Source organism: Sphingomonas pseudosanguinis (assembly GCF_014196255.1).
Taxonomy (GTDB): Bacteria; Pseudomonadota; Alphaproteobacteria; order Sphingomonadales; family Sphingomonadaceae; genus Sphingomonas; species Sphingomonas pseudosanguinis.
Genome location: NZ_JACIDH010000001.1, coordinates 636,998 through 656,423, shown reverse-complemented (window position 1 = coordinate 656,423; position 19,426 = coordinate 636,998). Strand labels below are relative to the sequence as shown.

At 67.6% G+C, this 19,426-nt stretch carries 18 protein-coding genes; 10 read left to right on the top strand and 8 right to left on the bottom strand.

All coding sequences use genetic code 11. The features are described from left to right. Positions 1 to 122: 122 nt before the first annotated feature. The gene (locus tag GGR48_RS03060) at positions 123 to 1,181 is read right to left on the bottom strand and encodes an NAD(P)H-dependent flavin oxidoreductase (protein WP_420854080.1); all 1,059 of its coding nucleotides are present in this window, start codon (positions 1,179 to 1,181) and stop codon (positions 123 to 125) included. Positions 1,182 to 1,348: 167 nt separating this feature from the next. Continuing rightward, positions 1,349 to 2,059, bottom strand: coding sequence for a c-type cytochrome (locus GGR48_RS03055; RefSeq protein WP_183950403.1), 711 nt, complete (start codon positions 2,057 to 2,059; stop codon positions 1,349 to 1,351). Between the two features lie 127 nt (positions 2,060 to 2,186). Between GGR48_RS03055 and GGR48_RS03050 the strand changes: the two genes are divergently transcribed. Further along, positions 2,187 to 3,077, top strand: coding sequence for a prephenate dehydratase (locus GGR48_RS03050; RefSeq protein WP_183950402.1), 891 nt, complete (start codon positions 2,187 to 2,189; stop codon positions 3,075 to 3,077). Between the two features lie 137 nt (positions 3,078 to 3,214). Here GGR48_RS03050 and nudC read toward each other — a convergent pair whose 3' ends face one another. Genes nudC through GGR48_RS03035 form a run of 3 tightly spaced genes read right to left on the bottom strand, consistent with a single transcriptional unit; the run spans position 3,215 to position 6,456 of the window. After that, on the bottom strand, positions 3,215 to 4,069 hold the full coding sequence (gene nudC, locus GGR48_RS03045; protein ID WP_183950401.1) for an NAD(+) diphosphatase: 855 nt from the start codon (positions 4,067 to 4,069) through the stop codon (positions 3,215 to 3,217). After that, positions 4,066 to 5,391, bottom strand: a complete 1,326-nt coding sequence (locus tag GGR48_RS03040) for a serine hydrolase domain-containing protein (RefSeq protein ID WP_221211341.1) — start codon at positions 5,389 to 5,391, stop codon at positions 4,066 to 4,068. The genes nudC and GGR48_RS03040 overlap by 4 nt, the downstream gene beginning before the upstream one ends. 3 nt (positions 5,392 to 5,394) lie before the next feature. After that, a complete protein-coding gene (locus GGR48_RS03035; protein ID WP_183950399.1) occupies positions 5,395 to 6,456 on the bottom strand; it encodes an NUDIX domain-containing protein in 1,062 nt (353 codons plus the stop codon). Between the two features lie 26 nt (positions 6,457 to 6,482). On the opposite strand from GGR48_RS03035, the gene GGR48_RS03030 reads away from it, so the two are divergent. From GGR48_RS03030 to GGR48_RS03020, 3 genes are read left to right on the top strand one after another with little or no spacing between them, the layout of a single operon-like run. Then, on the top strand, positions 6,483 to 6,998 hold the full coding sequence (locus GGR48_RS03030) for a DUF721 domain-containing protein (RefSeq protein ID WP_156361024.1): 516 nt from the start codon (positions 6,483 to 6,485) through the stop codon (positions 6,996 to 6,998). Continuing rightward, positions 6,998 to 7,696 (top strand): thioredoxin domain-containing protein, encoded by a 699-nt coding sequence (locus GGR48_RS03025; RefSeq protein WP_183950398.1) that lies wholly within the window; start codon positions 6,998 to 7,000, stop codon positions 7,694 to 7,696. The genes GGR48_RS03030 and GGR48_RS03025 overlap by 1 nt, the downstream gene beginning before the upstream one ends. A 28-nt stretch (positions 7,697 to 7,724) precedes the next feature. Next, positions 7,725 to 8,465 (top strand): DsbA family protein, encoded by a 741-nt coding sequence (locus tag GGR48_RS03020; protein ID WP_183950397.1) that lies wholly within the window; start codon positions 7,725 to 7,727, stop codon positions 8,463 to 8,465. Between the two features lie 831 nt (positions 8,466 to 9,296). Here the strand turns inward: GGR48_RS03020 and groL are convergent. Both groL and groES read right to left on the bottom strand, forming a co-directional pair. Further along, the gene (groL, locus tag GGR48_RS03015) at positions 9,297 to 10,940 is read right to left on the bottom strand and encodes a chaperonin GroEL (protein WP_183950396.1); all 1,644 of its coding nucleotides are present in this window, start codon (positions 10,938 to 10,940) and stop codon (positions 9,297 to 9,299) included. 54 nt (positions 10,941 to 10,994) lie between these two features. Continuing rightward, the gene (groES, locus tag GGR48_RS03010) at positions 10,995 to 11,282 is read right to left on the bottom strand and encodes a co-chaperone GroES (protein WP_042484184.1); all 288 of its coding nucleotides are present in this window, start codon (positions 11,280 to 11,282) and stop codon (positions 10,995 to 10,997) included. Positions 11,283 to 11,507: 225 nt separating this feature from the next. Between groES and sppA the strand changes: the two genes are divergently transcribed. The 6 genes from sppA to GGR48_RS02980 all read left to right on the top strand — a co-directional run bounded on the left by sppA (position 11,508) and on the right by GGR48_RS02980 (position 18,728). After that, the gene (gene sppA / locus GGR48_RS03005; protein ID WP_240456169.1) at positions 11,508 to 13,472 is read left to right on the top strand and encodes a signal peptide peptidase SppA; all 1,965 of its coding nucleotides are present in this window, start codon (positions 11,508 to 11,510) and stop codon (positions 13,470 to 13,472) included. Between the two features lie 189 nt (positions 13,473 to 13,661). Further along, positions 13,662 to 14,252, top strand: a complete 591-nt coding sequence (locus GGR48_RS03000; RefSeq protein ID WP_183950395.1) for a GNAT family N-acetyltransferase — start codon at positions 13,662 to 13,664, stop codon at positions 14,250 to 14,252. Between the two features lie 139 nt (positions 14,253 to 14,391). After that, on the top strand, positions 14,392 to 15,156 hold the full coding sequence (locus tag GGR48_RS02995; RefSeq protein ID WP_183950394.1) for a hypothetical protein: 765 nt from the start codon (positions 14,392 to 14,394) through the stop codon (positions 15,154 to 15,156). Between the two features lie 153 nt (positions 15,157 to 15,309). Continuing rightward, a complete protein-coding gene (gene pgi / locus GGR48_RS02990; protein WP_183950393.1) occupies positions 15,310 to 16,803 on the top strand; it encodes a glucose-6-phosphate isomerase in 1,494 nt (497 codons plus the stop codon). A 240-nt stretch (positions 16,804 to 17,043) separates the two neighbouring features. Further along, positions 17,044 to 18,393, top strand: a complete 1,350-nt coding sequence (gorA, locus tag GGR48_RS02985) for a glutathione-disulfide reductase (RefSeq protein WP_183950392.1) — start codon at positions 17,044 to 17,046, stop codon at positions 18,391 to 18,393. A 167-nt stretch (positions 18,394 to 18,560) separates the two neighbouring features. Beyond that, positions 18,561 to 18,728, top strand: a complete 168-nt coding sequence (locus GGR48_RS02980) for a hypothetical protein (protein ID WP_183950391.1) — start codon at positions 18,561 to 18,563, stop codon at positions 18,726 to 18,728. 36 nt (positions 18,729 to 18,764) lie between these two features. On the opposite strand, the gene GGR48_RS02975 is transcribed toward GGR48_RS02980, so the two are convergent. After that, positions 18,765 to 19,391, bottom strand: coding sequence for a glutathione S-transferase family protein (locus GGR48_RS02975; RefSeq protein ID WP_183950390.1), 627 nt, complete (start codon positions 19,389 to 19,391; stop codon positions 18,765 to 18,767). Positions 19,392 to 19,426: the final 35 nt, after the last annotated feature.

Genomic DNA, 19,426 nt, shown 5'->3' with positions numbered 1-19,426 from the left:
GCGGTTAGCCCGTGGCCTTCGACTTCGCTCAGGCTGAACGGGGGCAGTATGTTATCCATTCGGCCTAAAGGACGCACAATATTTCAGCCGTTCAGCCTAAGCGAAGTCGAAGGCCACGCCCCTCACATCTCCGCGACGATCGCGCGCACCAAATCCCCCGCCGGCATCGCCCGCGCCAAGGGCGCCCCCTGCCCCGCCCATTGCGCCCCATAGCCCACCTCGCCGCGTGCTTTGGCCGCAGCATTCAGCGCCTTGCCCGCATCATAGGCCACCGGATAATCGGGCACACGCACCGACAGTCCCGCCCCCAGTGTGGTGAAGCGATTGGGCAAACAGCGCGCCGGCCGCCCCGAAATGGCGCGCGTCATCACCGTATGCGCCGCCCCCTCCCCCATCAGCGCCGCGCGATAGCCCGCATCGGCCGCGCTTTCGGGGCAGGCGATAAAGGCCGTGCCGAGCTGGGCCGCCGCAGCACCCAGGCTGAGGGCCGCCGCCACGCCGCTGCCATCCATGATGCCGCCGGCCGCGATCACGGGGCGATCCGCCTTCACCGCGAGCAAACGTGTCAGCGCCAGCGTCCCCAGCCGGTCGTCATGCACGTCGGGGTCGAACACGCCGCGGTGTCCACCCGCCTCATAGCCTTGCGCGACCAGCACATCGATGCCCGCGCGGCATATGCTCTGCGCTTCGGCGAGCGAGGTCACGCTCGCCAGCAACAGGCAACCCACCCCCTTCAAAGCAGTGATGCGCGCCGCATCGGGTAAGCCGAAATGAAAGCTGACCACCGCCGGCCGCGCCTCCAGCAACAGCGCCAGCATCGCATCGTCCTCGGCAAAGCTCGGATAGATGGCGCGCAAATGTGCGGGCGGCTCGGCGTCCTGCTCGGCGAAGGCCGGGCGCAACGCCTCGCACCACGCCGCCTCCACCACCGGGTCGCGGCGGGGCGGGGCATGGACGAACAGATTGACGTTGAACGGCCGGTCGGTCCGCGCACGCGTCTCGGCGATCATCGCGCCCGCTTGGGCCGGATCGCTGGCGCCGAGCGCGATCGCGCCCAGCCCGCCGGCCGCATTCACCGCCGCCGCCATGGCCGGCGTCGAAACCCCCGCCATCGGGGCCTGCAACACGGGATGCGTCACGCCGAGGGCGGACAGCCACGCATCCATGAGGAACTCCCGCATCGTTCATATCCTCCCCTGCAAGGGGAGGTGGCAAGCCGAAGGCTTGACGGAGGGGTGTCGCCGGTCGTGAGTTACGATCGATCCCGCGCATGGGGACACCCCTCCGTCAGGCCCATGGCCTGACACCTCCCCTTGCAGGGGAGGAATGGAGAGAATGTCGACCAGCCTCAGCGCGGTGCCTTGGCGCCTTCGATCGCGGCCTGCGGATCGACCGAGGGCGCGCCGCTGGCCGGCGTGCCGGTATTGGCGATCGCGCCGGTCTCGCCGCGCGGATCGTCCTCGACCTTCTGGACCGCCGCGTCGGCGGCGTTGGCGGGTGCCTCGCCCGCGGCGGGTTCCGCCTTGGCGGCGGGCGCGGCGGGCAGCGGCAGGTTCGATCCCTGCTGGTTGAGATACAGGATCACGTTCGCGCGGTCCTGCGGATTGGACAGGCCGGCAAAGGTCATCTTGGTGCCGGGCGCGAATTTACGCGGGGAGGTCAGCCACGCGTTCATCTTGTCCCAGTCCCAGGTGCCGCCGACCGCCTTCAGCGCGTCCGAGAAGGCAAAGCCGCCCTTACCCTGCGCGATGGCTTCGCCCATCGTCGCATAGAGATTGGGGCCGATGCCGTTCGCGCCGCCCTGGTTGATGGTGTGGCATGCCGCGCATTTCTTGAACACTTCGGCGCCCTTGGCCGGATCGCCGCCGGGCAGAAGCGAAGCGATCGGCACCTCGGCGGCCCCGCCGCCAGAGCCTTCGGCCTCCACGCCTTCGATGGGGTAGCCCATCTTTTCGGGACGTCCACCATGGTAGATCATGCCGCCGACGATCGAGAGTCCAAGCGCCGCACCAGCCGCGCCAAGCACCCATCCCGCGATCGTATTGGTCTTTAGGTCCATCGCTTGTCGCTGCCCCGCCAATATCTCTCCTGAACGCCGACCTTAGGTGCGGCTTTCGCGGACGGCAAGTTTTGCTTCGGGGTTCGCGCCTTGATCGCGTGCCTCCCCCGCTTTACGCCACCGCGCCATGGACAATTACGCCGCCCCCGCCCGCCCCATCGTCGAGGCGATGACCCATGCCGCGCTGGCCGAGCCCGCGCGCGGCGTCGCGTTCCAGGGGGCGCCGGGCGCCAACAGCCATGTCGCCGCGATCGAGGCGTTTCCGGATGGCCTGCCGCTACCCTGCTTCGATTTCGCCGACGCGCTGGAGGCGGTGAAGTCGGGCAAGGTCGATCATGCGATCATCCCGATCGAGAATTCGCTGCACGGCCGCGTCGCCGACATACATTTCCTGCTGCCCGAATCCGGGCTGGTCATCATCGGCGAGCATTTCCTGTCGATCCGCCACGCGCTGATGACGACGGGCACGCGCGACGAACTGGTCGAGGTGATGAGCCACCCGCAGGCGCTGGGCCAGTGCCGCCACTGGCTGCGCGCGCATGGCCTGCGCCCGATCGCCTATGCCGATACGGCGGGCGCCGCCGCGCGCGTCGCCGAGATGGCCGATCCCCGCATCGCCGCGCTCGCCCCGCCGCGCGCGGCCGAGCTTTACGGGCTGACGCTGCTGTCCGAGGATGTGTCGGACGGCGAGCACAACATGACCCGCTTCGTGGTCCTGGCGCGCGGCGGCCAGCCGCCGGTCGGCGAGGGTCCGTGGATGACCAGCCTGATCTTCGAGGTGAAGAACATCCCCGCCGCGCTCTACAAGGCGATGGGCGGGTTCGCGACGAACGGCGTCAACATGACGAAGCTGGAAAGCTATCAGCGCGGCGGCAGTTTCGCCGCCACCGAATTCTACTGCGACGTCGTCGGCCGGCCGGGCGAGCCGGCGTTCGACCGCGCGATCGAGGAACTGGGGTTCCACAGCAAATGGGTTCGGTTGCTGGGGACCTACCGCCAGGCGCGGCAACGGGGGTAAATCCCAAATTTCCTCCCCTGCAAGGGGAGGTGGCAGGGCGAAGCCCTGACGGAGGGGGCGTGCAGCAAGGGGCATCCCGTGTGGAAGCCCCCCTCCACCGTGCTGCGCACGGTCGCCCTCCCCGTGCCGGGGAGGATTTACGCGGCCCATTCCCTCAACAGCGTATGCGCGATCGCGTAAGCCGGCGGCACGCCGAAGCGCGATTCGTCCCCCGCCAGCGCGGCCCGCACTTCGTCGCGCGACACCCAGATCGCATCCTCCAGCTCGGTCCGGTCGATGGTCAGCCGGTCGTCCAGCGCGGTCGCGACGCAGGCGATCATCAGCGACGACGGGAACGGCCAGGGCTGGCTGGCGATGTAGCGGACGTCCCGCACCCGCACGCCGGCTTCCTCGAACAGCTCGCGCGCGACCGCTTCCTCGATCGATTCGCCGGGCTCCAGAAATCCGGCCAGCGCCGAATAGCGTCCCGGCGGAAAGGCGGGCTGGCGGCCCAGCAGCGCACGACCGTCATGCTCGGCGATCATGATCACGACCGGGTCGACGCGCGGGAAATGCTCGGTGCCGCACGCCGGGCAGCGCCGGCCCCAGCCCGCGCGAAAGGGATGCGTCGCCGCTCCGCAGCGCGCGCAGAAGCGATGCCGCGCATGCCAGTCGAGCACCGAGCGCGCCGCCGCATAGGTCGCCGCCTCGCCCGGTGCCAGCGCATGCAGCGCCGCGATCATCTCGAACGAACGCCCGCTGGCCGGCTCGGTGGTCAGCCGGGCGAAATGGGGCACGCCGTCTTCCAGGCCGAGCAGGACATGATCCTCCGCCGCGTCGCCCGGATCGATCGCGGTCCAGCCCAGCCGCCCGTCCGCCATGGCGGGCTCATAGCCGTCCAGGACCAGCCGCCGCGCCGCCGGATCGGCCAGCGCGGCCGCGAACCCCGCTTCGTCGTGCCGCAGCGGATCGGCACGGTCGAGCCGACCGCCGGTAAAACCCAAAATACTCACCGGCGTGCCGCCCCCATGTCCTGATAAAGCGCCGCCGCCAGATCGCGCTTCAGCGGCCAACGGTCGGCGGGGAAATAATTGACCATGATCGTGCCGCGGACCCCGCGCGTCGGGTCGACATAGGCGACCGTCCCCGCCGCGCCGCCCCAGCCATAGGTGCCCTTGCCCGGCCCGCCCGGCGTGTCGGCCAGCGTCACCGATCCACCCGCGCCATAGCCGGTCGGCACCCCGCCCCCGCTACCCCCGGTCGACCCCGATACACCGGCAAAGCGGACTCCGGCGGGCAACAGGTCGGACATGGCGAGCTTCACCGTCTCCGGCTTCATCACGCGGACACCGTCGACCGTGCCGCCATTCTGCAGCATCTGGAGGAAGCGGTCATAGTCGCGCGCCGACATTACCAGCCCCGCGCCGCCATAGGGAAAGCTGGGCGCCTGGAGAAAGACCGAGGTCGCGCCCGGATCGACCGGCACCAACTGATCGCCCAGAAACGTATAGTTGGTGACCAGCCGGTTGGCGGCCGATGCGGGCACCCGCCAATAGCTGGAATTCATCTTCAGCGGATCGAAGAGACGCGTCTGGACGAAGCGCTCGAACGGCATGCCCGACACCTTCTCGACCACCGCCGCCATGACGTCGAGGCCGATGGAATAGCTCCACTTCGTCCCCGGCTCGGCGATCAGCGGCAGGGTCGCGACGCGCTCGGCGAATTGCTGGAGGCTCGTGGGGCGGACCCGGCGCACCGCCGCCTCCACCTGCGCATTGGCGGTGAAGGGCACGATGCCCAGCCGCTCATATTCCTTCAGCAGCGGCCCCTTGGTGGTGATGCTGTACCCCAGCCCCGCCGTGTGGGTCAGCAGGTTGCGGATGGTGATCGGCCTGGTCGCGGGCCGGCTCTCCAACGAGGTGTCGGCATTGGTCAGCACCCGCATCTGCCGATAGGCGGGATAGATGTCGGACAGCGGCTGGTCGAGGCCGAGCTTGCCTTCCTCGATAAGGATCATCGCCGCCATGGCGGTGACCGGCTTGGTCATCGAATAGACGCGCCACAGCGTGTCCGGCCCGACGGCGGGCGCATTGGCGGCGAGCGCGGTGCGCCCGGCCGAGATGAAGACCGGCGACTGGCCCTGCCGACCGATCGCCGCGACGATGCCGGGCATCTTGCCCGAGCGGACATAGCTGTCGAACAGCGCCTGCGTCGCGGGCAGCCTGGCGGCCGTCGCCTTCGGGGCTGGCTGGGCCGGGCGCGCGATCTGCGCCGGGGCGGCGGCACCCAGCAGGGTCAGCATCGCCCCGCCCGTCAACATCATATGACGCATCATCACTCAGGCCCCTTTCAATCGATCGGCTGCCCGCGCGAACAGCGTAGGCAGGCCGGCAGTTCCCAAATCCTTGATCGGCCACCATTCTCCCGCATCGGGATCGGCCGGCACGCCGTCCGTCCGGGCCAGCGCCAGTTCCAGTTCGAAATGGGTGAAGCCATGCACGACCGTGTCGTTCAACACGACCCACGGCCCCTTGGCCGGCGCATCGGCGAGCCCCGGCCGCTCGTCCGTCCACGGCCCGGTCGGCAGCGCGCGCATCCCGCCCAGCAGTCCCTTGTCCGGCCGCCGCACCAGCCAGACATGGCCATTGCGCTCGATCCAGAAGATGGTGCCGTGACGATAGGGCCGCTTCTTCTTCGGGGCCTTGGCGGGCAATGTCTCGGCAATCCCCTCGGCCCGCGCGCGGCAATCGACCGCGATCGGACAGAGCAGGCATTGCGGCTTCTTCACGGTGCAGATCGACGATCCCAGGTCCATCATCGCCTGCGCGAAATCACCGGCGCGCGTGTCGAGGGTGATGCGGTCCGTCGCCTCCCGGATCGCCGGGCGCGCGGCAGGTAGCGGCGTCTGAATTGCGAACACGCGTGCGACCACCCGCTCGACATTGGCATCGACCACCACCGCGCGCTCGCCGAACGCGATCGCCGCCACCGCCGCCGCCGTATAGGCGCCCAGCCCCGGCAGTTCGCGTAATTCGGCCTCGGTCCCGGGAAAGCGTCCGCCATGCTCGGCGACCACCGCCCGCGCCGCCTTCACCAGATTGCGGGCGCGGGCATAATAGCCCAGCCCCGCCCAGGCGGCCATGATGTCCTCGTCCGGCGCGGCGGCGAGACTCGCGACATCGGGCCAACGCGCGACCCAGGTGGTGAAGCGCGGAGTGACCGCCGCCACCGTCGTCTGTTGCAGCATCACCTCGGACAGCCAGACACGGTACGGGTCGGGCACCTCCCCCGGCTTGCTGCGCCAGGGCAGGTCGCGGGCATGACGGTCGTACCAGGCGAGCAGCCGGGCGGCGGGGCCGCCGTCCAAGGGGGCGGGCGATGATGAATGCTTGGCGTCCACCCGCCCGCTATGGCATGGAGCCCGATATGAGCAAGCGCGTCCGCGCCCCCCAGGAGCCGCCCCCCCGTTCCAACCGCCCCCGCGCGGTGTCCGAACTGCTGCCCGCCATCGGCGGCGCGGCGTTTCGTCGCTTTGGTTTCGTACAGAGCGCGATCGTCAGCCGCTGGCCCGACATCGTCGGCCCGCGCCTGTCGACCGCCAGCGCCCCCGAATCGATCCGCTTTCCGCAGGGCGAGAAGCAGAATGGCGTCCTGACGCTGGTCGTGCGCGGCGCCCACGCCCCGATGATGCAGCATATTGCGCCCGAGATCATCGAACGGGTGAACCGTTTCTTCGGCTATCCTGCGGTCGCACGGTTGCAGATTCGCCAGGGCGAACTGCCGATGGCCGCCCCCCGCCGCGCCGCGCCACCCAAGCCGCAGCCGGTGCCGCCGGAAATGGGCGACGGCCTGCGCCAGATTGCCGATCCGGAGCTTCGCGCCGTGCTCGAATCGCTTGCCGCCGGCGTTGCTGCGACGCGCGGCCTTCCTAAGGTGTCGTGATGCGTCTTTTCCTGCCGCTGGCCGCGATCGGCCTCGGTCTCGCCCTCCCCGCAACGGCCATGGCCGCCCAAGCGCAGCGCAAGGGCGTCGACTGGACCACCCACGTCACCCAGACGCCCGCCGGGACCTACGTCATCGGCAATCCGGCGGCGCGCGTGAAGCTGGTCGAATATGTCAGCTATACCTGCCCGCACTGCGCCGATTTCGCGGTGAAGGCCGAGCCCGTCCTGAAGGACAAGATGGTCCGATCGGGTTCGACCAGCGTCGAGATCCGCCACTTCATCCGCGACCGGCTCGACCTCGCCGCCGCGCTGATCGCGCGCTGTGGCGGGGCGGCGAAGTTCGCCAGCCTGAACACCGCGATGTTCGCGCAGCAAAAGATGTGGCTGGCGCGCGGCCTGGAGTATGAACAGGCCAATGGCCAGCGTATCGGCACCTATCCGCTGGCGGCGCAGATGCGCGCGCTGGCCGATGGCGCCGGCCTGAGCGCGATCGGCAAGGCCGGCGGCCTCAGCGATGCTCAGATCGGCGCTTGCCTGGCCGACCGCGCCGCCGCCGACCGGGTGGTCGCGATCACCACCGCCGCCCCCGACACGATCGAGGGCACGCCCGGCTTCTTCATCAACGGCAAGCAGGCCATGGGCGTCTTTACCTGGGACGCCCTGCAACCGCTGCTGCGCGCCGCCGGCGCCCGCTGATCCCCTTTCCCCATCGGAGCATTTGTCGATGACGTCTCGCCTTCTCCTCCTCGCCCTGCCGCTGGCGCTGGCCGCTTGTGGCGGCAACAGCGGCAACGCCAACAGCAGCACCCCGGCCGCCTCGCCGGTGCCCGCCGTGCCCGCGCCGGCCGGCCAGGACTGGACCCAGGTCGTTCGCAAGACCGACGAGGGTTACGTGATGGGCAACCCCAACGCCCCCATCAAGCTGGTCGAATATGGCTCGCGCCTGTGCCCGGCCTGCGGTGCGTTCGCGCGTGAGGGTTTCGAGCCGCTGACGAATAACTACGTCAAGTCGGGCAAGGTCAGCTGGGAATTCCGCGAATTCCTGATCCACGGCGCACCCGATCTGCCGCCCGCGCTGCTCGGCATCTGCCAGGGCGAGACGATCTTCTTCCCGCTGCTCGAACAGATGTACCAGGCGCAGCAGGGCTTCAACGACAAGCTGCAGGCGATGACGCCCGCGATGCAGCAGCAACTCCAGAACGCCAAGCCGGTCGACGCGATCAAGGCGATGGCGGAGCAGATGGACCTGATCAACTTCGTCAAGCAGCGCGGCATCCCCGAAGCCAAGGCGCGCCAGTGCCTGGCCGACATGACCCAGATCGACCGCCTGACCAAGCAGACCCAGGATCGCGGCGCCGACGGCACGGTGACCGGCACCCCGACCTTCCTGCTGAACGGCAAGCCGGTACAGGGCGCGATCGGCTGGAAAGACGTCGAGGCGGCGCTGAAGAACGCCGGCGCGTAAGCGCTTCGGGTTTTCCGGTTTCGGAGAGGCGGTCGGGCGGAGGTCCGGCCGCCTTTTTTGTTTCTTCCACTCATTCGGGTACCACCCCGGCGAAGGCCGGGGTCCAATCGCTATGCGTTCGGGGGTGCGTGCGACATTTCCCGGGAGGCCAATCCGCGCCCACCGTCTCGCCTCCCTACATCGAGTCGCGCCCCATCGGCGGCATCGGAACTGGACCCCGGCCTTCGCCGGGGTGGCATGACGCTATTCGTCTGCCTTTCATTAAGCGACGACATCCCTACCCCATACGCGCTGAGCGACGTCGAAGCATAGGCCCGAACTTTTGCACCGCGCGATTCCCGTGGCCTTCGACTTCGCTCAGGCTGAACGGCGGTGAGGGAATGAGGCCTGTGAATTAGGTGGAAGGTGCGAAAAGCACCGCATCACGGCCGGGACTACATCCCCACCTCCCCAACCTCCGTTCGCGCTGAGGGAAGTCGAAGTGCATGCCCAACCGTTTGCCCCACACGATTCCCGTGGCCTTCGACTTCGCTCAGGCTGAACGGCGGTGGGGGAATGAGGCCTGTGCGCTGGGCGAGAGGCGCGACAAGCACGGGCTCACGACCGACGCTACATCCCCACCGCCCCAACCTCCGTTCGCACTGAGCGAAGTCGAAGTGCACGTCCTGCATGCTCCCCAGACAGAACTGCAAATCGCCCCCCGAACGGCGATTGCAGGACACGAAAAAAAGGCCCGGGGATCGCTCCCCGAGCCTTTTCCGTTTGGCTTTGCCGCAAGGACAGGCCGGTCCGGTTCCCGGCGGGTCGCCCCACCGGTCCCCGAAATCCGACTTAGAAGTCCATGCCGCCCATGCCGCCCATGCCGCCGCCGGCAGGCATGGCGGGCGACTTGTCTTCGGGCAGCTCGGCCACGGTGGCTTCCGTGGTGATGAGCAGGCCGGCGACCGATGCCGCGTTCTGGAGCGCGGTGCGCACGACCTTGGTGGGGTCGATCACGCCGGCCGCAACCAGGTTCTCATAGGTGTCGGTCGACGCGTTGAAGCCGAACGAGGTGTCGTTCTGGTCGAGCAGCTTGCCCGACACGACCGCACCGTCATGACCGGCATTCTGCGCGATCTGGCGAACCAGCGCGGTCAGCGACTTGCGGACGATGTCGATACCGCGGGTCTGGTCGTCGTTGACGCCCTTGACGCCGTCCAGCGCCTTGGTCGCGTACAGCAGCGCCGTACCACCGCCGGGGACGATGCCCTCTTCGACGGCCGCGCGGGTCGCGTGCAGCGCGTCGTCGACGCGGTCCTTGCGCTCCTTCACCTCGACCTCGGTCGCACCGCCGACCTTGATCACGGCCACGCCGCCAGCGAGCTTGGCCAGACGCTCCTGGAGCTTCTCGCGGTCGTAATCGCTGGTGGTGTTCTCGATCTGCGCACGGATCGCCTCGGTGCGGCCCTTGATCGCGTCGGCATCACCCGCACCATCGACGATGGTGGTGTTGTCCTTGTCGATCGTGACGCGCTTGGCGGTGCCGAGCATGCCGACGGTAACCGACTCGAGCTTGATGCCCAGGTCTTCCGAGATCAGCTCGCCCGCGGTCAGGATGGCGATGTCTTCCAGCATCGCCTTGCGACGATCGCCGAAGCCCGGTGCCTTGACCGCTGCGACCTTCAGGCCGCCGCGCAGCTTGTTGACGACGAGCGTGGCGAGCGCCTCACCCTCGATGTCCTCGGCGATGATCAGGAGCGGACGACCCGACTGGACGACGGCTTCCAGGATCGGGAGCATCGCCTGAAGGTTCGACAGCTTCTTCTCGTGGATCAGGATGTACGGGTCGTTCAGTTCGACCGTCATCTTTTCCGGGTTGGTGATGAAGTAGGGCGACAGGTAACCACGGTCGAACTGCATGCCCTCGACGACGTCGAGTTCGAATTCGAGACCCTTGGCCTCCTCGACGGTGATGACGCCTTCCTTGCCGACCTTTTCCATGGCTTCGGCGATCTTCTCGCCGACTTCACGGTCGCCGTTCGCCGAGATGATGCCGACCTGGGCAACTTCCTGGCTGCCCGAGACGGGCTTCGAGCGCGACTTGATGTCCTCGGTCACCTTGGCGACGGCGATGTCGATGCCGCGCTTCAGGTCCATCGGGTTCATGCCGGCGGCCACCGACTTCATGCCCTCGCGGACGATCGCCTGGGCGAGCACGGTCGCGGTGGTGGTGCCGTCACCGGCGATGTCGTTGGTCTTCGACGCCACTTCGCGCACCATCTGGGCGCCCATGTTCTCGAACTTGTCCTTGAGTTCGATTTCCTTGGCGACCGAAACGCCGTCCTTGGTGATGCGGGGCGCACCGAACGACTTGTCGATCACGACGTTGCGGCCCTTCGGGCCCAGCGTGACCTTGACGGCATCGGCGAGGATGTCGACGCCCTTCAGAATGCGCTCACGCGCGTCGCGCGAAAACTTGACTTCCTTGGCTGCCATGGTGGCTACCCTTTCAATCTGGAATTGTCGTAAAAAACGGGAGAAGGATCAGTCTCAGCCGATGATGCCGAGGATATCCGATTCCTTCATGATGAGCAGGTCTTCACCGTTCACCTTGACCTCGGTGCCCGACCACTTGCCGAACAGGATGCGGTCGCCCGCCTTCACGTCCAGCGGCGTGACCTTGCCGTCTTCGGCCTTCGCGCCCGAACCGGCGGCGACGACCTCGCCCTCCTGGGGCTTTTCCTTGGCGGTATCCGGGATGATGATCCCGCCAGCCGTCTTTTCCTCGGCCTCGACGCGACGGACGAGAACGCGGTCGTGCAACGGACGAAAGTTCATTGCCATGTCCCTTTAATCTGGCGTGTTACACTTTTCTGGCACTCACCGGGGGGGAGTGCCAACAGAACCGGATATGTGAACGGGCGTTCAGGCCGTCAACGCCTGCCCCCAAAAAATTTCGACGAAGCGCTCCGCCGGCGGGAACAAATTTCGGCGATGCCCATCCGTATTGGCCCTCTAATACGGGCCATTGCCGACTATTCGCGGCTGGGCTAGCCATGGCGCATGACCGACGCTCGCGCAGACGCCTTTCCGCCCGCCTCCCCGCTCGACCAGGATTTCAGCCGACCGGGGCGCAAGGCCGGCCGGCGCAGCGGCTGGCGGCTGGTGCGCGGCGCCTGGCGGCTGCTGGTCGGCATCAAGGATTTCCTGGTGCTGGCGGCGATGCTGCTGTTCTTCGGGCTGATCTTCGCCGCGCTCAACGCCCGGCCGGGGACCAAGGCGATCACCGACGGCGCATTGCTGCTCAAGCTGGACGGCCCCATCGTCGAGCAGCCCGAGGCGATCGCCCCCTTCGCCATGCTGTCGGGGCGCGGTCGCCCACGCGAATTCCGCCTGCGCGATGTCGTCCGTGCGATCGATGCGGCCAAGGGCGACAGCCGCGTCAAGGCGGTGGTCCTCGATCTCGATGCCTTCGGCGGCGCCTATCCGGCTGCGCTTCAGGAGATCGGCGACGCGATGGCGCGCATCCGCCAGAGCGGCAAGCCGGTGCTGACCTATGCCACCGCCTATACCGATGGCGCGTACCGCCTAGCCGCGCATGCCAGCGAGATCTGGGTCAATCCGCTGGGCGGCACGCTGTTCACCGGGCCGGGCGGCAACCAGCTTTACTATAAGGGGCTGATCGACAAGCTGGGCGTCACCACCCATGTCTACCGCGTCGGCAAGTTCAAATCGTTCGTCGAACCCTATATCCGCACCGATCAGAGCCCCGATGCCCGCGCCGCGTCGCAGGCGCTCTATGGCACGCTGTTCGCCCAGTGGCGCGAGTCGATCGCCAAGGCGCGGCCCAAGGCGCAGCTCGCCGGCTTCCTGGCCCAGCCCGATCGCGCGATCCTCGCCTCGGGCGGCAATATCGCCGACGCCAATCTGAAGGCCGGGCTGGTCGACAAGCTGGGCGACCGCATGGCGTTCGGCAAGCGTATCGCCGAGATCGCCGGCGTCGAGAATGCCAAGCCGGCGGGCAGCTTCCGCACCATCGGCTATGACGCCTGGGTCCGCGCCAATCCTCTGCCAACCAAGGGCGATGCGATCGGCGTGGTGACCATCGCCGGCTCGATCGTCGATGGCGAGGGCGGTCCGGGCACGGCGGCGGGCGAGACCATCTCCAAGGCGCTGCTCGACGGACTGGCCACCAAGAAGCTGAAGGCGCTGGTCGTGCGCGTCGATTCGCCCGGCGGCTCGGTGCTGGCCTCCGAACAGATCCGCCAGGCGATCCTGGAGGCCAAGCGGCAGAAGCTGCCCATCGTCGTCTCGATGGGGGGCCTCGCCGCCTCGGGCGGCTATTGGGTGTCGACCCCGGCGGACGTCATCTTCGCCGAGCCGGGCACGATCACCGGTTCGATCGGCATCTTCGGCCTGATCCCCTCGTTCGAGAATACGCTGGCCAAGATCGGCGTGACCACCGACGGGGTGAAGACGACGCCGCTGACCGGCCAGCCCGATGTGCTGGGCGGCTTCACCCCGATGCTCGACACCATCCTGCAGGCCGGGATCGAGAATGGCTATCGCCAGTTCCTCGCCCGCGTGGCGGAGTCGCGACGGATGACGCCCGAAAAGGTCGACACCATCGCGCAAGGACGCGTGTGGGACGGCGGCACCGCCCGCCAGATCGGCCTGGTCGACCGGTTCGGCAACCTGTCCGACGCGATCGCCGAAGCCGCGCGTCGCGCCAAGCTGGACCCCGCCAAGGTCTATCCCGAATATCTGGAGAAGAAGCCCGGCTTCGCCGCCGAACTGGTCCAGGGCTTTGGCAATGACGACGATTCGACCGATAATGGCGGCGACGTCTTCGCCATCGCCGCGGCCGAACGCCGTGCGGTGGCCGCGCGCGCGCTGGGCGATGTCCAGCGCCTGGTGCGTGGTGGCTCGGTCCAGGCGACGTGCCTGGAATGCGGCGCGCTCGGCCCGATGGCGACCGCGAGCGACGAGCGGCTGCTCGACCTGCTGATCGCCCGGTTGGGGCTCTGATCTGATCCCCTACACCCTGATACCTAACCCCCGTTCAGCCTGAGCGAAGTCGAAGGCCACGGGAAGCGCTTTGCCACTAAGCGCGGAACGTGCACTTCGACTTCGCTCAGGCTGAACGGAGGTTGGAATCAGGGCTTTCCGAACCGCGCATACCCACGCTACGCAGGCCCATCGCCTTCGGAGACCCCAATGATCGCCATCCGCGCCGCCCGCCCCGATGACGCCGCCGCCATCGCCGCCATCTATGCGCCGCATGTCCTGGCCGGCGTCGTCTCGTTCGAGACCCAGGCCCCCGACGCCGATACGATGCGCGCGCGCATGGAGGGGGCGGACGGCCTCTACCCCTGGATCGTCGCCACGCTGAGCGACGAGGAAGGCCGGGAAGAGGGCATTATCGGCTATGCCTATGCCGCGCGGTTCCGCGAGCGCGAGGCCTATCGCTGGGTGGTCGAGACGACGATCTATGTCGCCGACGTGTCGCAGCGCGCCGGCGTCGGCCGCCTCCTCTACGAAGCGCTGGTCGACACGTTGACCGCGCAGGGCTTCACCCAGGCGATGGGGGTGATCGCGCTGCCCAATGACGGCTCGATCAAGCTGCACGAAGCGGTCGGCTTCCGCCGCGCCGGCGTCTTCCGCGAAGTCGGTCACAAGCATGGCCGCTGGATCGACGTCGGCTATTGGCAGCGCGAACTCGCCGAACCCGCCCCCCACCCCGCCGAACCCAAGCGGTTTGCCGATGTCGGCGTGGTCCGCGATCCGGTGGCGGGGAAGCATCGGTAAGCTGGATCGTCGGCACAGGTCGCGCTTTTCATCGGCCATCGCCGCTGAATGACAAGCGACCGGGCGGCAGGCGGAGCGGACTCGTCACGCACGTCGTCAGAAGGACCGACGTTGCGGCGAACAAACGGGAGACTGGGCCATGAGAAACGTCTTCAGCCTGTTGTGTACCGCCCTCATGCCCGCCGCCTTGGGCCTGGCCTGCCCCGCAACGGCTGCGGAAAGCCGCTCGACTGGATCGACCTGGACGATCATCCAGAGCGCGCGCGATCCACTGGCCCTGGTCGGCGCGGCGGCGGCGCGGCGGGCGCCGGGTGCGCAGGTCATGTCGGGTTCGGATTGCGTCGAGTTCCGCCCCGGCGTCTATGTCCTCGCCCGGCCGGGCCAGACGCGGCCGTCTGGTGCGCCTAGCCCCGGCAGCTATGTGAAGCGCTGCACGCCAAAGGCGGGCAGCGTCGCCGCGCTGGGTCTGCCGGCGGTCGATCCGAGCTTTGCCAGGATGCGCGATCAGCCCGTCAATCTCGACGGATCGGATATCGTCAGCACCGTCCGATCGCGACTGCTGCTTCGCCCCTGGTATGTGCCCGATGCCAATGATCCCCGCGAAGGTCTTCGCATGGCGGTGGAGGATGTCGCCGGCCCGCGTCGTGTGATCGAACGGGACTGCAATCAGGCCGAAGTCGCCCGCAACGGCGGCTACATCGCGATCGCCTGCGCGGTCGAACAGGTCGGCGAGGCGGCGCTGTACCGCATGTCGGTCTACCGCGCTTCGGACCTGACCCGCATCCGCATCGAACAACGCTGTCGCAGGCCGCAATTCGCCGCCGGGCGGGTGCTGGCCTGTGCCGCCCAGATCGTGCGGCCGAATGGCCAGATCATCGAGCAGCCGCGTCGAATAACCTTCTAGCCATGTCGAACGAAGGGAAGAGCGGCTCCCACCGCCTTTCCGTCATACCTTCCCAACCCACCATACCAATCTAGGGCTTGGCTTTGCGCCCCGGCTTTGTCTAACGCCGTAAGCGAAGCCCAACCGGGCGCGCGCAAGGAAGGAACAGGCATCATGGCTGCCGACTGGTCGACGATCGAATCGCTCCCGCAGACCCCGCTTCTCGATCTTTTCGCGAATGATCCCAACCGGCTGGCCTCGCTCAGCCTGGACGTGGCGGGTATCCATTTCGACTGGTCCAAGACCCACCTGACCCCGGAAGCCATCGCCGCCTTCGCCGAGCTGGCCAAGGCGCAAGGGCTGGCCGCCAAGCGCGACGCGCTGTTCGGTGGCGAGGTCGTCAACGTTACCGAGGGCCGTGCGGTCGAGCACACTGCCGAGCGTGGCGAGGGCAATCCCGAAAGCGTCGCCACCGCGCGCCAGTCGCACGCCCGGATGCGCGCGCTGATCGACGCGATCGAGGCGGAGGCGCTCGGGCCGATCCGCCATGTCCTGCATATCGGCATCGGCGGCTCGGCACTCGGCCCCGACCTGCTGGTCGATGCGCTGGGCCGCGATACCGACCGTTATGACGTGGCGATCGTGTCCAACGTCGACGGCGTCGCGCTGGAGGAGGTGTTCAAGCGCTTCGATCCCGCCGCCACGCTGCTCGTCATCGCGTCCAAGACCTTCACCACCACCGAGACCATGCTGAACGCCACCTCGGCGCTGCAATGGATGACCGAGCATGGCGTCGAGGACCCCTATGGCCGCGTCATCGCGCTGACCGCCAATCCGGCCAAGGCGGTCGAATGGGGCATCGACGAGACCCGCATCCTGTCCTTCGCCGAGTCGGTCGGCGGGCGCTATTCGCTCTGGTCGACGATCGGCTTCCCCGCCGCGCTGGGCCTGGGCTGGGACGCGTTCGAGGAACTGCTGGAGGGCGCGGCCGAGATGGATCGCCATTTCCGCCTGACCGACCTGTCGCAGAATGCCCCCGCGCTCGCCGCCTTTGCCGACCTTTATTACACCCAGGTCCGCCATGCCGAGACGCGCGCGCCCTTCGCCTATGACGAACGCCTGCGCCTCCTCCCCTCCTATCTCCAGCAGCTGGAGATGGAGTCGAACGGCAAGGGCGTGACCGTCGACGGCCAGCCGGTCGGCCGTCCCACCGCCGCGATCACCTGGGGCGGGGTCGGCACCGATGCGCAGCACGCGGTGTTCCAGCTGCTCCACCAGGGCACCCATCTGGTGCCGGTCGAGTTCATCGCGGTCATCGAGCCGGGCGATGTGCTGAGCGACGATCATCACCGCCAGCTGCTGCTCAATGCGTTCGCGCAAGGCGCGGCGCTGATGAAGGGCAAGAAGACCGACGACCCCGCCCGCAGCTATTCGGGCGATCGTCCGTCCTCGACCATCCTGCTCGACACGCTCGACCCGCGTACGCTGGGCGCGCTGATCGCATTCTATGAGCACCGCGTGTTCGTGAACGGCGTGCTGCTCGGCATCAACAGCTTCGACCAGTTCGGCGTCGAGCTGGGCAAGGAAATGGCCAAGGCGGCGGATCAGGGCGGGCAGGATTTCGATCCCTCGACCGAGGACCTGATCCAGCGGGCATTTGGAGAGTAAAAAATCCTCCCCGGTACGGGGAGGTGGCAGGGCGTAGCCCTGACGGAGGGGGGCTTCCCCATAGGACATGCTTCGTGGAACGCCCCCTCCACCAGCTTCGCTGGTCCCCCTCCCCGTGCCGGGGAGGATTGAAGTTTCCACTTACTGTAAGGGGGATGCTGAACTTGGCTCGGCGTCCCCCGTTGTGCTTTTACGCGGCATGCAAGCCCGCTGTTCTGACTTTCCCGGAGAAACCGTCCCATGGCTGAGTATGACTATGACCTGTTCGTCATCGGGGCAGGCTCCGGGGGTACGCGCGCATCGCGGGTGGCGGCGGCGCATGGCGCACGCGTGGCGGTGGCCGAGGAATATCGCGTCGGCGGCACCTGCGTCATTCGCGGCTGCGTGCCGAAGAAGCTGCTGATCTATGGCGCGCATTTCGCCGAGGATTTGAAGGACGCGCGCCGCTTCGGCTGGCAGGTGCCGAGCGAATGCGAATTCTCTTGGGGTACGCTGCGCGACAATGTCCTGGCCGAGGTCGACCGGCTCAATGGCGCCTATAAGAATACGCTGGAGAGCCACGGCGTCGAGATCATCGACCAGCGCGCCGTCGTCACCGGCCCCAACAGCGTGCGGCTGGCCGATGGCACCGAGAAGACCGCCGAGCGCATCCTGGTCGCGGTCGGCGCGCATCCCGCCATCCCGTCCTGCCCCGGCCATGAGCATGGCATCACCTCCAACGAGGCGTTCCATCTCGACTCGATCCCGAAGCGTGTGCTGATCGCGGGCGCGGGCTATATCGCCAACGAGTTCGCCGGCATCTTCCACCAGTTCGGCGCGCACGTCACGCTGATCAACCGCAGCAAGGAAATCCTGCGCGGCTATGACCTGACGATCCGCGACCGGCTGCTTCAGATTTCGATGATGAAGGGCATCGACTTCCGCTTCGACGCGACCTTCCAGGGGATCGAGAAGCAGGCGGACGGTTCGCTGAAAGTCTCCATGTCGGGCCATGATCCGATCGAGGTCGACCTGGTCATGTTTGCCACCGGCCGCGTGCCAAACACCCATGGCCTGGGGCTCGACTCGGCGGGCGTGGAGCTGGACGAGATCGGCGCGATCAAGGTCGACGAGGACAATCGCTCGACCTGCCCCAGCATCTATGCGGTCGGCGACGTGACCAACCGGGTGCAACTCACCCCGGTCGCGATCCGCGAGGGACAGGCCTTTTCCGACACCGTCTATGGCAACAAGCCGACGCGGGTCGATTATGACTGCATCCCGGCGGCCGTGTTCAGCCACCCGCCCATGGCCGGAGTCGGCATGACCGAGGCGGAGGCGCGGCAGAAGCTCGGCTCGGTGCAGGTATACACCTCCGACTTCCGCCCGATGAAGAATGTGCTGGCCGGCCGCGACGAACGCGCGCTGTACAAGATGGTGTGCGAGGGCGTGACGGGCCGTGTCGTCGGCCTGCACATGATCGGCCCCGACGTCCCCGAAATCCTCCAGGCCGCCGCCGTCGCGGTGAAGGCCGGGCTGACCAAGGCGCAGTTCGACGCCACGGTCGCGCTGCATCCGACCATGTCGGAAGAGCTTGTTCTGATGCGATAATTTTCTTCACCTGCCCCTTGGCGGAGTCCCGCTTGGGGGCAGGTGGTCAGAATCGATTGCAAAAATACTTGTCGCGATAAGCATCAGGTTGGTGCAATCTTTTGGTCGAACACCCCCTCCCCCGGCCGTCGCGTGACGGCCACGCCCTTTTTCGAGTTATCCGTCCGATGAGCCACCCGAACGTCACATTGGAGCATGTCATCGCCCTGGCCCAGGCCGCCATGGAGGGCGCCGATGCGCTCGGCATGCCGCTGGCGGGCAATCATATCGCCGCCGGCCTCGACATCCTGCGCGCCGCCTGCCCCCAGCAGGTCGAGGCCCACGATCCGGCCTGAGCCTGTGAGCACGGGCCGGAGGGGCGGGGTCATCGCCTAATCGGCGATGACCTCCTCCACCTTGCCATCGTCCAGCGCGGTGGCGCGGGCATGGGCGGGGCGCTCGGCCAGCCGGCCGATATAGGCCATAATCGCGTCGCTGCGCGGGATCAGCCCGAACTGGGTGAACCACATGAGTTGCGAGCCGAGATAGACATCGGCGGCGGTGAACCGCTCGCCCGCGATATAGGGATGGCGCGCCACCGCCTGATCGACGACCCCGACCGCCCGGTCGAAATCGCCATAACCGGCCATACGTTGCTGCTCGGCGGTCGGCGTGACGTTCAACGCACGATTGGTGATGGCGGCCTCCAGCGGCCCCGCCGCGAAGAACAGCCAGCGATAATAGTCCGCCCGTTCCTCCGGCAGCGGGGTCAGCTCCGCATCGGGAAACGCTTCGGCCAGATAGGCGCAGATCGCCGCCGTCTCGGTCACGACCTGGCCGCGATGGACGATCGCGGGCACCTTCATCATCGGGTTGATCGCGCGGTAGTCGGGGGCGACCATCGTCGTCCCATAGTCCAGGATCACCGTGTCATAGGCGGCCCCCGTCTCCTCCAGCATCCAGCGCGCGATCCGGCCACGCGAATGCGGGTTGGTGTAGAGCGTCAACTCGCTGGTCATGACATGTCTCCCCTGAATGGTGCCCCGCCCCATCG

Excerpts from the sequence above, each read along its gene's own strand:
- GGR48_RS02975 (WP_183950390.1), bottom strand. The coding sequence starts at position 19,391 with ATGACCAGCGAGTTGACGCTCTACACCAACCCGCATTCGCGTGGCCGG.
- GGR48_RS03055 (WP_183950403.1), bottom strand. The coding sequence starts at position 2,059 with ATGGACCTAAAGACCAATACGATCGCGGGATGGGTGCTTGGCGCGGCT.
- GGR48_RS03030 (WP_156361024.1), top strand. The coding sequence starts at position 6,483 with ATGAGCAAGCGCGTCCGCGCCCCCCAGGAGCCGCCCCCCCGTTCCAAC.
- gorA (WP_183950392.1), top strand. The coding sequence starts at position 17,044 with ATGGCTGAGTATGACTATGACCTGTTCGTCATCGGGGCAGGCTCCGGG.
- GGR48_RS03050 (WP_183950402.1), top strand. The coding sequence starts at position 2,187 with ATGGACAATTACGCCGCCCCCGCCCGCCCCATCGTCGAGGCGATGACC.
- sppA (WP_240456169.1), top strand. The coding sequence starts at position 11,508 with ATGACCGACGCTCGCGCAGACGCCTTTCCGCCCGCCTCCCCGCTCGAC.
- GGR48_RS03025 (WP_183950398.1), top strand. The coding sequence starts at position 6,998 with ATGCGTCTTTTCCTGCCGCTGGCCGCGATCGGCCTCGGTCTCGCCCTC.
- GGR48_RS03060 (WP_420854080.1), bottom strand. The coding sequence starts at position 1,181 with ATGCGGGAGTTCCTCATGGATGCGTGGCTGTCCGCCCTCGGCGTGACG.
- GGR48_RS02980 (WP_183950391.1), top strand. The coding sequence starts at position 18,561 with ATGAGCCACCCGAACGTCACATTGGAGCATGTCATCGCCCTGGCCCAG.
- GGR48_RS03040 (WP_221211341.1), bottom strand. The coding sequence starts at position 5,391 with ATGATGCGTCATATGATGTTGACGGGCGGGGCGATGCTGACCCTGCTG.
- groL (WP_183950396.1), bottom strand. The coding sequence starts at position 10,940 with ATGGCAGCCAAGGAAGTCAAGTTTTCGCGCGACGCGCGTGAGCGCATT.
- groES (WP_042484184.1), bottom strand. The coding sequence starts at position 11,282 with ATGAACTTTCGTCCGTTGCACGACCGCGTTCTCGTCCGTCGCGTCGAG.
- GGR48_RS02995 (WP_183950394.1), top strand. The coding sequence starts at position 14,392 with ATGAGAAACGTCTTCAGCCTGTTGTGTACCGCCCTCATGCCCGCCGCC.
- GGR48_RS03000 (WP_183950395.1), top strand. The coding sequence starts at position 13,662 with ATGATCGCCATCCGCGCCGCCCGCCCCGATGACGCCGCCGCCATCGCC.
- GGR48_RS03020 (WP_183950397.1), top strand. The coding sequence starts at position 7,725 with ATGACGTCTCGCCTTCTCCTCCTCGCCCTGCCGCTGGCGCTGGCCGCT.
- pgi (WP_183950393.1), top strand. The coding sequence starts at position 15,310 with ATGGCTGCCGACTGGTCGACGATCGAATCGCTCCCGCAGACCCCGCTT.